This window comes from Streptomyces sp. NPDC093149 (genome assembly GCF_044754145.1).
In the GTDB taxonomy this organism is placed as follows: domain Bacteria; phylum Actinomycetota; class Actinomycetes; order Streptomycetales; family Streptomycetaceae; genus Streptomyces.
This window is the reverse complement of record NZ_JBIVON010000007.1, coordinates 327,349-340,950: the sequence shown is the minus strand read 5'-3', so window position 1 is coordinate 340,950 and position 13,602 is coordinate 327,349. Positions and strand designations below refer to the sequence as shown.

General features: G+C 70.2%; 12 protein-coding genes. 5 read left to right on the top strand and 7 right to left on the bottom strand.

What is annotated here, in order from left to right:
- The first annotated feature begins 30 nt into the window (after positions 1-30).
- Genes tkt through pgl form a run of 5 tightly spaced genes read left to right on the top strand, consistent with a single transcriptional unit; the run spans position 31 to position 6,610 of the window.
- Positions 31-2,133 (top strand): transketolase, encoded by a 2,103-nt coding sequence (tkt, locus tag ACIQCZ_RS22980; RefSeq protein WP_402284562.1) that lies wholly within the window; start codon positions 31-33, stop codon positions 2,131-2,133.
- A 34-nt stretch (positions 2,134-2,167) separates the two neighbouring features.
- The gene (gene tal / locus ACIQCZ_RS22975; RefSeq protein WP_376222722.1) at positions 2,168-3,286 is read left to right on the top strand and encodes a transaldolase; all 1,119 of its coding nucleotides are present in this window, start codon (positions 2,168-2,170) and stop codon (positions 3,284-3,286) included.
- A 5-nt stretch (positions 3,287-3,291) separates the two neighbouring features.
- Positions 3,292-4,824: a glucose-6-phosphate dehydrogenase gene (gene zwf / locus ACIQCZ_RS22970; RefSeq protein ID WP_376282907.1), complete on the top strand. Its 1,533-nt coding sequence runs from the start codon at positions 3,292-3,294 to the stop codon at positions 4,822-4,824.
- Complete coding sequence (gene opcA / locus ACIQCZ_RS22965) at positions 4,821-5,831, top strand: glucose-6-phosphate dehydrogenase assembly protein OpcA (protein ID WP_376222728.1); 1,011 nt, start codon at positions 4,821-4,823, stop codon at positions 5,829-5,831. The genes zwf and opcA overlap by 4 nt, the downstream gene beginning before the upstream one ends.
- Positions 5,828-6,610: a 6-phosphogluconolactonase gene (pgl, locus tag ACIQCZ_RS22960; RefSeq protein ID WP_402284561.1), complete on the top strand. Its 783-nt coding sequence runs from the start codon at positions 5,828-5,830 to the stop codon at positions 6,608-6,610. Before opcA ends, pgl begins: the two co-directional genes overlap by 4 nt.
- A 240-nt stretch (positions 6,611-6,850) precedes the next feature.
- Here the strand turns inward: pgl and ACIQCZ_RS22955 are convergent, their stop codons facing one another.
- The 7 genes from ACIQCZ_RS22955 to ACIQCZ_RS22925 form a co-directional block, all read right to left on the bottom strand.
- Complete coding sequence (locus tag ACIQCZ_RS22955; RefSeq protein ID WP_402284560.1) at positions 6,851-8,413, bottom strand: PH domain-containing protein; 1,563 nt, start codon at positions 8,411-8,413, stop codon at positions 6,851-6,853.
- Positions 8,410-8,913 carry a PH domain-containing protein gene (locus tag ACIQCZ_RS22950; RefSeq protein WP_402284559.1) on the bottom strand — a complete coding sequence of 168 codons (504 nt, stop codon included), beginning with the start codon at positions 8,911-8,913 and terminating at the stop codon, positions 8,410-8,412. The genes ACIQCZ_RS22955 and ACIQCZ_RS22950 overlap by 4 nt, the downstream gene beginning before the upstream one ends.
- A gap of 4 nt (positions 8,914-8,917) precedes the next feature.
- Positions 8,918-10,570 (bottom strand): glucose-6-phosphate isomerase, encoded by a 1,653-nt coding sequence (gene pgi, locus ACIQCZ_RS22945; protein ID WP_402284558.1) that lies wholly within the window; start codon positions 10,568-10,570, stop codon positions 8,918-8,920.
- Positions 10,571-10,787: 217 nt separating this feature from the next.
- On the bottom strand, positions 10,788-11,123 hold the full coding sequence (locus tag ACIQCZ_RS22940) for an RNA polymerase-binding protein RbpA (RefSeq protein WP_266720873.1): 336 nt from the start codon (positions 11,121-11,123) through the stop codon (positions 10,788-10,790).
- A gap of 109 nt (positions 11,124-11,232) precedes the next feature.
- Positions 11,233-11,469, bottom strand: coding sequence for a preprotein translocase subunit SecG (gene secG, locus ACIQCZ_RS22935; protein WP_402284557.1), 237 nt, complete (start codon positions 11,467-11,469; stop codon positions 11,233-11,235).
- 115 nt (positions 11,470-11,584) lie between these two features.
- A complete protein-coding gene (tpiA, locus tag ACIQCZ_RS22930; protein WP_351085059.1) occupies positions 11,585-12,361 on the bottom strand; it encodes a triose-phosphate isomerase in 777 nt (258 codons plus the stop codon).
- Between the two features lie 6 nt (positions 12,362-12,367).
- A complete protein-coding gene (locus ACIQCZ_RS22925; protein ID WP_402284556.1) occupies positions 12,368-13,579 on the bottom strand; it encodes a phosphoglycerate kinase in 1,212 nt (403 codons plus the stop codon).
- Between the last annotated feature and the right edge of the window lie 23 nt (positions 13,580-13,602).

Here is a 13,602-nt window from a genome sequence, read left to right as displayed (position 1 = left end):
TCAAACAGTGGAGAGGAGCCCTGACTCAGGGTGAGCACCAAGCCGACCACCACAGATCTCCAGTGGACCGAATTGGACCAGCGGGCCGTGGACACTGTCCGCGTCCTTGCCGCCGACGCCGTACAGAAGGTCGGAAACGGCCACCCGGGCACGGCGATGAGCCTGGCTCCCGCCGCGTACACCCTCTTCCAGAAGGTGATGCGGCACGACCCCGCCGACGCGGAGTGGACCGGTCGCGACCGGTTCGTGCTCTCCGCGGGTCACAGCAGCCTGACCCTCTACATCCAGCTCTACCTGGCCGGCTACGGCCTGGAGCTCGACGACCTCAAGGCCTTCCGCACCTGGGGCTCGAAGACCCCCGGTCACCCGGAGTACGGCCACACCACCGGCGTCGAGACGACCACGGGCCCGCTGGGCCAGGGTGTCGCCAACGCCGTCGGCATGGCGATGGCCGCCCGTTACGAGCGTGGCCTGTTCGACCCGGAGGCGGCCCCCGGCACCTCCCCGTTCGACCACATGGTCTGGGTCGTCGCCGGTGACGGCTGCCTCCAGGAGGGCATCTCCGCGGAGGCGTCCTCGCTGGCCGGCCACCAGAAGCTCGGCAACCTGGTCGTGCTGTGGGACGACAACCACATCTCCATCGAGGGCGACACGGAGACCGCGGTCTCCGAGGACACCCTGAAGCGTTACGAGGCGTACGGCTGGCACGTCCAGCGCGTCGACCAGCTGCCCAGCGGCGACCTGGACGCGGCGGGTCTGTACGAGGCGCTGCAGGCCGCCAAGGCCGAGACCGGGCGCCCCTCGTTCATCGCGGCCCGCTCGATCATCGCCTGGCCCGCCCCCAACGCCCAGAACACCGAGGCCTCGCACGGCTCGGCGCTCGGTGACGAAGAGGTTGCCGCGACGAAGAAGGTCCTCGGCTTCGACCCGGAGAAGTCCTTCGAGGTCTCCGACGAGGTCATCTCCCACACCCGTCAGGCGCTGGACCGCGGCCGCGAGGCCAAGGCCGAGTGGGAGAAGTCCCTCGCCGCCTGGCGCACCGCCAACCCGGAGCGCGCCGCCGAGTTCGACCGGATCTCCGCGGGCGAGCTGCCCACGGGCTGGGAGGACAGGCTTCCGGTCTTCGAGCCGGGCAAGAGCGTCGCCACCCGTGCCGCCTCCGGCAAGGTGCTCCAGTCGCTCGGCGAGGTCATCCCCGAGCTGTGGGGCGGCTCCGCCGACCTTGCGGGCTCGAACAACACGACGATCGACAAGACGTCGTCGTTCCTCCCGGCGGGCAACCCGCTGCCCGGCGCCGACCCGTACGGCCGCACGATCCACTTCGGCATCCGCGAGCACGCCATGGCCGCGGCCATGAACGGTATCGCGCTGCACGGCCACACCCGCATCTACGGCGGCACGTTCCTGGTGTTCTCCGACTACATGCGCAACGCCGTTCGGCTGTCCGCGCTGATGCACCTGCCGGTGACGTACGTGTGGACGCACGACTCGATCGGTCTCGGCGAGGACGGCCCGACCCACCAGCCGGTCGAGCACCTGGCCTCGCTGCGCGCCATCCCGGGCCTGAACATCGTCCGCCCGGCCGACGCCAACGAGACCTCCATCGCCTGGCGCGAGATCCTGCGCCGCTACACCAAGGTGTTCGGCAAGGGGGCCCCGCACGGTCTGGCGCTGACCCGCCAGGGCGTGCCGACGTACGAGGCGAACGAGGACGCGGCCAAGGGCGGCTACGTGCTCTTCGAGGCCGAAGGGCCCGACGGGCAGAACGCGGCGCCCCAGGTCCTCCTGATCGGCACGGGCTCCGAGGTGCACCTCGCCGTCGAGGCGCGCGAGGGGCTGCAGGCGGCCGGCGTCCCGACCCGGGTGGTGTCGATGCCGTCGGTCGAGTGGTTCGAGGAGCAGGACCAGGCCTACAAGGACAGCGTTCTGCCGCCGTCCGTGAAGGCCCGGGTCGCGGTCGAGGCCGGTATCGGTCTGACCTGGCACCGTTACGTGGGAGACGCAGGCCGGATCGTCTCGCTGGAGCACTTCGGTGCCTCGGCCGACGCCAAGGTCCTCTTCCGTGAGTTCGGCTTCACCGGCGAGCACGTCGCCGCCGCAGCGCGGGAATCTCTCGCCGCCGCCACGCGCTGACGCCGTTATACGACTAGTAGGAGATGCAATTCTCATGACAGACGCACTCAAGCGCCTCTCCGACGAGGGCGTGGCGATCTGGCTCGATGACCTGTCGCGCAAGCGGATCACCTCGGGCAACCTCGCCGAGCTGATCGACGAGCAGCACGTCGTGGGCGTCACCACCAACCCGTCGATCTTCCAGAAGGCGATCTCGCACGGCGACGGCTACGAGCAGCAGCTCACCGACCTCGCCACCCGCAAGGTCACGGTCGACGAGGCCATCCGCATGATCACGACGGCCGATGTACGGGATGCGGCGGACATCCTGCGTCCGGTCTTCGACGCCACGGACGGCCAGGACGGCCGGGTCTCCATCGAGGTCGACCCGCGTCTGGCGCACCGCACCGCCGCCACCGTCGCCGAGGCCAAGCAGCTGGCGTGGCTGGTGGACCGGCCCAACACGCTCATCAAGATCCCGGCGACGAAGGCCGGTCTCCCGGCGATCACCGAGGTCATCGGCAAGGGCATCAGCGTCAACGTCACGCTGATCTTCTCGCTGGAGCGCTACCGCGAGGTCATGGACGCCTACCTGGCGGGTCTGGAGAAGGCGAAGGCCGCGGGCCTGGACCTCTCCAAGATCCACTCGGTGGCCTCCTTCTTCGTGTCCCGCGTGGACACCGAGATCGACAAGCGTCTCGACGCGATCGGCACCGACGAGGCCAAGGCCCTCAAGGGCAAGGCGGCACTCGCCAACGCCCGGCTCGCCTACCAGGCGTACGAAGAGGTCTTCGGCTCGGAGCGCTGGGCCGCGCTGGACAAGGCGCAGGCCAACAAGCAGCGTCCGCTGTGGGCCTCGACCGGTGTCAAGGACCCCGCGTACAAGGACACCCTGTACGTCGACGACCTGGTCGCCCCCGGCACGGTGAACACCATGCCCGAGGCCACTTTGGACGCCACGGCGGACCACGGGCAGATCACGGGCAACACCATCGCCGGCACCTACGAGCAGGCCCGTGCCGAGCTCGACGCTGTCGCGAAGCTCGGGATCTCCTACGACGACGTCGTCCAGCTCCTCGAGGACGAGGGCGTCGAGAAGTTCGAGGCGTCCTGGATCGACCTGCTCAACTCGACCGAGGCGGAGCTCAAGCGCCTCGCTCCTTCGGAGGGCTGACCACCTTGTCTGGTGTTCCCGGAGCCAACCCGCTTCGTGACCCCCAGGACCGACGGCTCCCGCGCATCGCGGGACCGTCGGGCCTGGTGATCTTTGGCGTCACGGGCGATTTGTCCCGTAAAAAGCTGATGCCCGCCGTCTACGACCTGGCCAACCGCGGCCTGCTGCCGCCGGGCTTCTCCCTCATCGGCTTCGCGCGCCGCGAGTGGCACGACGAGGACTTCGCACAGGAGGTCCACGACGCCGTCAAGCAACACGCGCGTACGCCGTTCCGTGAAGAGGTCTGGCAGCAGCTCATCCAGGGGATGCGCTTCGTCCAGGGCAACTTCGACGACGACGACGCCTTCGAGACCCTGAAGGCCACGATCCAGGACCTCGACAAGGCACAGGGCACGGGCGGCAACTTCGCCTTCTACCTCTCCGTGCCGCCGAAGTTCTTCCCCAAGGTCGTCCAGCAGCTCAAGAAGCACGGGCTCGCCGACCAGAAGGAGGGCTCCTGGCGGCGTGCCGTCATCGAGAAGCCCTTCGGCCACGATCTCAAGAGCGCACAGGAGCTCAACCAGATCGTCCACGACGTGTTCCCGCCCAACGAGGTCTTCCGGATCGACCACTACCTGGGCAAGGAGACGGTCCAGAACATCCTGGCACTGCGATTCGCCAACACGATGTTCGAGCCGATCTGGAACAGGTCGTACGTCGACCACGTCCAGATCACGATGGCCGAGGACATCGGCATCGGTGGCCGGGCCGGCTACTACGACGGCATCGGCGCCGCCCGTGACGTCATCCAGAACCACCTGCTCCAGCTGCTGGCGCTGACGGCGATGGAGGAGCCCGGCTCCTTCCACCCGAAGGCCCTGGTCGCCGAGAAGCTCAAGGTGCTCACGGCGGTGGAGCTGCCGGAGGACCTGGGCAAGCACACGGTGCGCGGCCAGTACGCGCACGCGTGGCAGGGCGGCGAGGAGGTCCTCGGCTATCTGGAGGAGGACGGCATCGACCCCAAGTCGACGACCGACACCTTCGCCGCGATCAAGCTGACGATCAACAACCGCCGCTGGGCGGGCGTGCCGTTCTACCTCCGGACCGGAAAGCGGCTCGGCCGCCGGGTCACGGAGATCGCGGTCGTCTTCAAGCGCGCCCCGTACCTGCCCTTCGAGTCCGGCGCGACGGAGGAGCTGGGCGGCAACGCCCTGGTCATCCGGGTCCAGCCGGACGAGGGCGTGACCGTGCGGTTCGGCTCCAAGGTGCCCGGCACCTCGATGGAGGTGCGGGACGTCACGATGGACTTCGCGTACGGCGAGTCCTTCACGGAGTCCAGCCCGGAGGCGTACGAGCGGCTCATCCTCGATGTGCTGCTCGGCGACGCCAACCTCTTCCCGCGGCACCAGGAGGTCGAACTCTCCTGGAACATCCTCGACCCGATCGAGGAGTACTGGGACAAGCACGGCAAGCCCGCGCAGTACCCGGCGGGCACCTGGGGCCCGGCCGAGGCGGACGAGATGCTTGCACGAGACGGACGGAGCTGGCGCCGGCCATGAAGATCGATCTCACGGAAACCACTTCCAGCAAGATCAACCAGGCGCTGGTGTCGGCCCGCCGTGCCATCGGCACCCCGGCCATCGGCATGGTGCTGACCCTGGTCATCGTCACCGACGAGGAGAACGCGTACGACGCGCTCAAGTCGGCCGGTGACGCCTCGCGCGAGCACCCCTCGCGGATCATCGCGGTGATCAAGCGGCACAGCCGCTCGCCGCGCAGCCGCCGCGACGCCCGGCTCGACGCCGAGGTGCGGGTCGGCTCCGACGCCGGCACCGGCGAGACCGTCGTCCTGCGCCTCCACGGCGAGCTGGCCAACCACGCCCAGTCCGTGGTCCTGCCGCTGCTGCTGCCGGACGCCCCGGTCGTGGTCTGGTGGCCCGAGGACGCGCCCGACGACCCGGCGAAGGACCCGCTGGGCGCACTCGCCCAGCGCCGGATCACCGACGCGTACGCCTCGGAGCACCCGGGTGACGAACTCGCGGTGCGCGCCCGGTCGTACACCCCGGGCGACACCGATCTGGCCTGGACCCGCATCACGCCGTGGCGCTCGATGCTGGCGGCCGCGCTCGACCAGCAGCAGGTCGAGGTGGTCTCGGCGACGGTCGAGGGCGAGTCGGAGAACCCGAGCTGCGAGCTGCTCGCCATGTGGCTCGCTGACCGGCTCCAGGTTCCGGTGGCACGCACCCTGTCCGACGGTCCCGGTCTGACGGCCGTGCGGATGGAGACCAAGAACGGCGTCATCGTGCTGGACCGGCCGGACGGTTCGCTGGCCACGCTCTCGATGCAGGGCCAGCCGGACCGTGCGGTGGCGCTCAAGCGGCGGGACACGGCCGAGCTGCTCGCCGAGGAGCTGCGGCGCCTGGACCCGGACAACACCTATGCGGCATCGGTGAAGTTCGGCGTGGAGAAGCTCGCCGGACCGGAACAGAAGCCGTCCGAGCCCGCTCCCGCCGCCGCCCCGGCCCCCGCGAAGAAGACCGCGGCCAAGAAGGCGGCGGCGAAGTGAGTGCCCCTCAGCTTGTCGTGCACCGCGACAAGGAGCTGATGGCGCAGGCCGCCGCGGCCCGGCTGATCACGAGGATCGTGGACGCCCAGGCGGCGCGCGGTTACGCCTCGGTGGTCCTCACCGGCGGGCGCAACGGCAACGGCCTGCTGGCCGCCCTCGCCGACGCGCCCGCCCGGGACGCGATCGACTGGTCGCGGCTCGACCTGTGGTGGGGCGACGAGCGGTTCCTGCCGGAGGGCGATCCGGAGCGCAATGTCACGCAGGCCCGCGAGGCCCTGCTGGACTCGGTGCCGCTGACCCCGTCACGGGTGCACGCGATGCCCGCCTCGGACGGTCCGTGCGGCGGTGACGCCGACGCGGCGGCGGCCTCGTACGCCGCTGAACTGGCCGCCGCGGCCGGCCCCGAGGACCACGGTCCGGTGCCGACGTTCGACGTCCTGATGCTGGGCGTCGGTCCGGACACGCATGTCGCGTCGCTCTTCCCGGAGCTGCCCGCGGTACGGGAGACCGAGCGCACCGTCGTCGGTGTGCACGGCGCCCCCAAGCCGCCGCCCACCCGCATCTCGCTCACGCTGCCCGCGATCCGGGCGGCGCGCGAGGTGTGGCTGCTCGCCGCGGGTGAGGACAAGGCGGAGGCCGCGGAGATCGCGCTCTCGGGCGCCGGGGAGATCCAGGCCCCGGCGGCCGGTGCGTACGGACGCGGCCGCACCCTGTGGCTGCTGGACGCGGCGGCGGCCTCGCGGCTGCCGCGCGCGCTGTATCCGCCCGCCTCTTCCTGAGCGGTCGTCAGCCGTTGTGCACAGGCCCGGTTCGTTCCTCGGAGCGAACCGGGCCTGTGGCGTGCCGGGCACGGCCCGGGTGCGACCGCGGTGACGGGCGCGGTGTGCGTCAGCGGCGGGATTCAGCAGGGGCCGGACCCGGTCCGGCACCGCACGCACGCACGCACACGCACACGCACACGCGCCGAGGGCGTCGGACGGGCTCTGCTCGTCGAACCGGCGCACGGCTTCACCCCGCCGTCACCCGGCGGGCGGAGTGCGCTCCAGGAAGGGCTCCAGCAGGCCCGGAACAGCCTTGGAGGCGAAGTCGAGCCCCTCGTTCGCGTCCGCGTCGTACGCCGTGTACGCGCCCGCTCCGGCGGCCGTCGTCGCGGTGAGGCTCAGCACCCCGGCCCGCCGCTGGAAGTACGTCTGCCCGACCGTCCAGCCGATGACACCGGCCCGCTCCAGGGCGGCGGTCGAGCGCCGCACCGTGCCGGACCGGACCACCAGGTAGTCGCCGTTGACGGTGTGTCCCAGGCCGCGGTACGCGTCCCGGGCGAGGAGCACCCCGACGGGCAGCCCGACCACGGCGCAGGCGAGCGCGATCCAGAACAGGACGGGTGTCAGCAGCACCCCCAGGAGGACGAGGACGGCGACGGGGGCGACGACGGCCCCGCACGCCCGGCGCAACCGCCGGCCCCGGGCCGCGCGGGGGTGTCCGGTCAGCGGGGCGCCCGTCGGGGACGTGACCTCGCGCAGGACGTCGGCGGCCACCGCGTCGGCGACGCGGCGCGGCGCTGCGGGCAGCAGGGTGTTGTGGTCGCCGTGCTGCTCCTCGTCGTCCTTGGCGAGCCCGGTGGTGATCGCGTCGACCCTGGCGGCGCCGAACAGCCGCACGCCGAGCGGTTCGACGAGGTCGACACCGCGCAGCCGCCGCTCCTCGATGGAGACGGAGCGGGAGGTCAGCAGTCCCCTTCGGACGCGCAGGGTGCCGCCGGGCTCGCGCTCCAGCCGGTAGCCCCACCACATCTCGACCCACAGGCCGAGCGCGCCGACGACCCCGGCGGCGACCGCGGCGACGACGAGGATCACGATCATGGTGATCAGTGAGGTGTCCCGGAACCGGTCACCGATCCAGTCGATCACCTGCCCCTGCGCCCCGAACCAGTCGCTGACCTGCATCACCCCGCCGGCCGCCGCGCCGCCGAGCGCGGGGGCGACGAACGAGACCGGTGCGTAGCGGATCCAGCGCGGGTCGAGGGCGGCGAGCTCGCCCTCGCGATGGGTGCCCGGGGCTCCGGTGGCCGTACGTTCCAGCAGTTCGCGGCGGAGCCGTTCGCCCTCGGCCCTGGGGACCGGGTCCAGTTCCAGGGTGGATTCGCTGCCGGAGTGTTCGCCGGTGCCGATGCGGACCGTGACCAGGCCCAGGACCCGTTGCAGCAGGTGGGCGGTGAGGTCGACGCTGCGGATGCGCGGCCGGGCCAGTGAGCGCTTCTTGACCAGGAACAGCCCGGTGTGGAGTTCGACCCGTTCGGCTCCGATGCGGTAGCGGGTGCGGCGCCACCGCACGTGGTCGCCGGCCGCGGCGCCCGCGATCAGCAGGACGGCACCGGCCAGTACCCAGGCGACCGCGGGTCCGAACCCGAACCGCCCGGAGAGCCCCAGCGTGGTGGGTACGGCCGCGCCGGCCGTCACCCCGGCCGCGAGGAGTGCGCTGAGGAGGACCGTACGCCGGTCCAGCCGCCGCCAGTCGGCAGCGGCATCGGGGCCGTCGGCGCCGTCGTCGTCGGCCGCCGGGAAGACGGTCGTCCCGGCGCTCATGTGGCGTCCCCGGGGGTGTCCTGGGTTATCCGGGTCAGCCGCTCGGCCAGCTCGGCCGCCGGTTCATGGCCCAGTCCCTCGATCCGCACCGCGCCCTTGGACGACGCGGTGGTCACGGTGACCGTGGCGAGCCGGTAGAGCTGTTCGAGCGGGCCGCGTACGGTGTCCACGGTCTGGATCCGGGACATCGGGACGATCCGCCACTCCTGACGCAGCACGCCGGTTCTGACGTACACCGCTTCGTCGGTCACCTCCCAGCGGTGGGTGCGGAACCACCAGAGGGGGAAGAGGACGGCGCAGCCGCCGCCGAGGACCGCGAGGACCGCGGCGGGCAGCAGCAGCCAGAACCGGGCGGACTCGATGAGCGCGCCCAGCACGACCAGGACCACCACCGGTGCCGCGGTCAGCAGCAGCCACCGCGCCCGCCACCAGCCGACGGCCCTCGGGTCCAGGGTGCTGTTCGGCGGCCTCAGCCGCACCGTCCGCTCCCCCGTGGTCATCGGCTCAGCGCCCCCTGCGGGCGCGGTACGCCTCGACGAGTGCGGCGGTCGAGCTGTCCAGCCCCTCGCCTCCCCGGCCTTCGGTCAGCACCGGCTCGATCCTCTTGGCGAGCACCTTGCCCAGTTCGACGCCCCACTGGTCGAAGGAGTCGATGTTCCAGACGGCGCCCTGGACGAAGACCTTGTGCTCGTACAGGGCGATCAGCTGGCCGAGGACGGACGGGGTCAGGCGGTCGGCCAGGATCGTCGTCGTCGGGTGGTTGCCCTTGAAGGTCTTGTGCGGCACCAGCTCCTCGGCGACGCCCTCGGCACGGACCTCGTCCGGCGTCTTGCCGAAGGCCAGCGCCTGCGTCTGGGCGAAGAAGTTGGCCATCAGCAGATCGTGCTGGGCGACCAGGCCGGGCAGCAGGTCCGCGACCGGCTCGGCGAAGCCGATGAAGTCGGCCGGGATGACCTTGGTGCCCTGGTGGATCAACTGGTAGTAGGCGTGCTGCCCGTTGGTGCCGGGGGTGCCCCAGACGACCGGTCCGGTCTGCCAGTCGACCGGCTCGCCGTCCCGGTCCACGGACTTGCCGTTGGACTCCATGTCCAGCTGCTGCAAGTACGCGGTGAACTTGGACAGATAGTGGCTGTACGGCAGCACGGCGTGCGACTGGGCGTCGAAGAACGCTCCGTACCAGACGCCCAACAGGCCCAGCAGCAGCGGGACGTTCTCCTCGGCGGGGGCGGTGCGGAAGTGCTCGTCGACGAGGTGGAAGCCGTCGAGCATCTCGCGGAACCGGTCCGGACCGATGGCGATCATCAGCGAGAGGCCGATGGCGGAGTCGTACGAGTAGCGGCCGCCGACCCAGTCCCAGAACTCGAACATGTTGGCGGTGTCGATGCCGAAGTCCGCGACCTTGCCGGCGTTCGTCGACAGCGCCACGAAGTGCTTGGCGACCGCTTCCTGACCGGCCCTCAGACCGGTCAGCAGCCAGTCGCGGGCGGAGGTGGCGTTGGTGATGGTCTCGATCGTGGTGAAGGTCTTCGACGCGATGACGAAGAGCGTCTCGGCCGGGTCGAGATCGCGCACGGCCTCGTGGAGGTCGGCGCCGTCGACGTTCGACACGAAGCGGACGGTGAGCGAGCGGTCCGTGAAGGAGCGCAGCACCTCGTACGCCATGGCGGGTCCGAGGTCGGAGCCGCCGATGCCGATGTTGACGACGTTCTTGATGCGCTTGCCGGTGTGACCGGTCCACTCCCCCGACCTGATGCGGTCGGAGAAGGACGCCATCTTGTCGAGCACAGCGTGCACACCGGGCACCACGTTCTCGCCGTCGACCTCGATCACCGCATCGCGCGGGGCACGCAGCGCGGTGTGCAGGACGGCGCGGTCCTCGGTGGTGTTGATCTTCTCGCCGCGGAACATCGCGTCCCGCAGCTGTGCCACCCCGGTGGTGGCGGCCAGTTCGCGCAGCAGCCGGAGCGTCTCGTCGGTGACCAGGTGCTTGGAGTAGTCGACATACAGATCGCCGACCCGGAGGGTGTATCCGGTACCGCGCTGCGGATTGTCCGCGAAGAGCTGCCGCAGATGTGTGGTCCCGAGCTGCTCACGGTGCTTGCCCAGAGCGTTCCATTCGGGCGTCTGGTTGAGCCTGGTTCGGCTAAGTGTATTCATCCCGGATATCAGCCCACTTCTTCTCGTGCCTGCAGATGCCCCGCTGCCTCTCCAACTTAATTGATCAGAGGGGTTGACGAGACAATGGGAAGCTGCGGCACGGCAAAAGCAGTCCGGCCGGGCACCCTGTGGGTGCCCGGCCGGTGAACTTCCGGTGCGAGGCGCTAGTGCCGTGACCGGCAATGCCTGCCCGGGGCAAAGCTTGCCGGGAGGGGCACTAGATTTCGCCCCGGAGTTTCGCCAGGGCCTCGGCGAGGATGGCCTCGCCGTCCGCGTCGCTCCGCCGCTCACGTACGTACGCGAGGTGCGTCTTGTACGGCTCGGTGCGCGGCGGGGCCGGCGGGCTGTCCCGGTCCTGGCCGGCCGGGAAACCACAGCGCGGACAGTCCCAAGTCTCCGGTACCTGCGCGTCACTGGCGAAGCTCGGCTGCGTCTCGTGCCCGTTCGAGCACCAGAAGGAGATGCGGAGACGTGGCGCGGACTCGCCACGCTCGGCCTCCCCCATCGGCCCCGCTCCGACCCGGCTTCCCCGGATCGCGTTGCCACTTGCCACGGTCGTAACTCCCTGCGTGATGGTGCTCGAAGATGCCCCAGTCTACGTAAGGCCCAACGCGCGTCCAGTGAAAGGAGTTACACCCTCACCGGGAATCGCGTACGACGGGTCAGTTGTCCAGCTTGATCAGCAGACCAAGCACAACAATGCACGCGAACCAGGCCAGACCGATGAACACGGTGATCCGGTCGAGGTTCCGCTCGGCGACCGAGGAGCCACCCACGGACGACTGCATGCCGCCACCGAACATGTCGGAGAGACCGCCGCCCTTTCCCTTGTGCATCAGCACCAGCAGCATCAGCAGCAGGCTGAAGACGATCAGGGCGATCTCGAACCCCAAAATCACGGCTGGTCCCTACTTTCCGGAATTCCTCTGGACTGCATGTGCGAACAACGGGGGCCGGGAGGCTACACCTCCCCCGGCCCCCGCAAGGGTACGACGGATCCGCGCTACCGCATACTCACTGGTCGCGGAAGCGGACGATCTTGACGAACTCGTCGGCGTCCAGCGCCGCGCCGCCGACGAGGGCGCCGTCCACATCCGGCTTCGACATGATCTCGGCGACGTTCCCGGACTTCACGGAGCCGCCGTACTGGATGCGGACCTTGTCGGCCAGCTCCTGGGAGTACAGCTCGGCGAGGCGGCCACGGATCGCCGCGCAGACCTCCTGGGCGTCGTCGGCGCCGCAGACCTTGCCGGTCCCGATCGCCCAGACCGGCTCGTACGCGATCACGATCGACTCGGCCTGGTCGGCCGGGATGTCCCGCAGACCGCCGTCGACCTGGGCGAGCGTGTGCGCGACGTGGTTGCCCGCGTCACGGACCTCCAGTTCCTCGCCGACGCAGAGGATCGGGGTCAGGCCGTGCTTGTAGGCGGCCTTCACCTTGCTGTTGCAGATCTCGTCGGTCTCGCCGTGGTACTGGCGGCGCTCACTGTGGCCGACGGCGACGTACGTGCACTTCAGCTTGGCGAGCATCGGGCCGGAGATCTCACCGGTGTACGCGCCGGAGTCGTGCGCCGAGATGTCCTGGGCGCCGTACTTGATCTTCAGCTTGTCGCCGTCGACCAGCGTCTGCACGGAGCGCAGGTCGGTGAAGGGCGGCAGGACGGCGACCTCGACGGCTTCGTAGTCCTTGTCGGCCAGGGCGAAGGCGAGCTTCTGGACGTGGGCGATGGCCTCGAGGTGGTTGAGGTTCATCTTCCAGTTGCCCGCCATCAGCGGGGTGCGAGTGGTCATGAAAGGTCAGTCCTCCAGTGCGGCGAGGCCGGGAAGCGTCTTGCCCTCAAGGTATTCGAGGCTGGCGCCGCCACCGGTCGAGATGTGTCCGAATGCGTTTTCGTCGAAGCCCAGGATGCGGACGGCGGCGGCGGAGTCACCACCGCCGACGACGCTGAAGCCCGAGGAGTCGACGAGGGCCTGGGCGACGGCCCGGGTGCCCTCGGCGTAGTCGGGGTGCTCGAAGACGCCCATCGGACCGTTCCAGAAGACGGTGACGGCGTCGGCGAGCTTCGAGGCGTACAGCTTGTTGGTCTCGGGACCGTTGTCCAGCCCCATGAAACCGGCCGGGATGGCGTCCGCGGGCACGGTGCGGTGCTGCGTCGGGGCCTTGGCCCCGAGGTCCGGGAACTGCTCGGAGACCACGACGTCGACGGGGAGCACGAACTCCACGCCCTTCTCCTCGGCGCGCCTGAGGTACTCCAGCACCGCCGGGATCTGGTCCTCCTGGAGGAGGGAGCTGCCGACCTCGTGCCCCTGGGCCTTGAGGAAGGTGTACGCCATGCCGCCGCCGATGAGAATGCGGTCGGCGCGCTCCAGCAGGTGGTCGATGACGCCGAGCTTGTCCGAGACCTTGGAGCCGCCGAGCACGACGGCGTAGGGGCGCTCGACGTTCTCGGTGAGCTTCTTCAGGACGCCGACCTCGGTGGCGATCAGGTCACCGGCGGCGTGCGGCAGCCGGGCCGGAAGGTCGAAGACCGAGGCGTGCTTGCGGTGAACCGCTCCGAAGCCGTCGCCCACGTACACGTCGGCGAGCTCGGCGAGCTGGTCGGCGAACGCGCCGCGCTCGGCGTCGTCCTTGGAGGTCTCACCGGGGTTGAAGCGGAGGTTCTCGATGACGGCGACCCGGCCGTCGGTGAGCGCGGCGACCGTGGCGCGGGCGGACTCGCCGACCGTGTCGGTCGCGAAGGCCACGTCGGCACCGAGGAGCTCACCGAGGCGGGCGGCGGCGGGCGCCAGGGAGAAGGCGGGGTCCGGTGCCCCCTTGGGACGGCCCAGGTGCGAGGCGACGATGACCCGCGCCCCGGCCGCGGCGAGCTTCTCCACGGTCGGCTGGACGGCGCGGATGCGGCCGTCGTCGGTGATGGTGGTGCCGCTCAGCGGCACGTTGAGGTCGGCGCGGACGAATACGCGCTTGCCGGTGACCCCTTCGGCGAGAAGTTCGTCGATCGTCTTCATCTTGCTGGACTCCTTGGAAGGAC

Coding starts and splice junctions, on each gene's coding strand:
- tal (WP_376222722.1), top strand. CDS start 2,168: ATGACAGACGCACTCAAGCGCCTCTCCGACGAGGGCGTGGCGATCTGG.
- opcA (WP_376222728.1), top strand. CDS start 4,821: ATGAAGATCGATCTCACGGAAACCACTTCCAGCAAGATCAACCAGGCG.
- ACIQCZ_RS22955 (WP_402284560.1), bottom strand. CDS start 8,413: ATGAGCGCCGGGACGACCGTCTTCCCGGCGGCCGACGACGACGGCGCC.
- ACIQCZ_RS22950 (WP_402284559.1), bottom strand. CDS start 8,913: ATGACCACGGGGGAGCGGACGGTGCGGCTGAGGCCGCCGAACAGCACC.
- pgi (WP_402284558.1), bottom strand. CDS start 10,570: ATGAATACACTTAGCCGAACCAGGCTCAACCAGACGCCCGAATGGAAC.
- tpiA (WP_351085059.1), bottom strand. CDS start 12,361: ATGACCACTCGCACCCCGCTGATGGCGGGCAACTGGAAGATGAACCTC.
- ACIQCZ_RS22925 (WP_402284556.1), bottom strand. CDS start 13,579: ATGAAGACGATCGACGAACTTCTCGCCGAAGGGGTCACCGGCAAGCGC.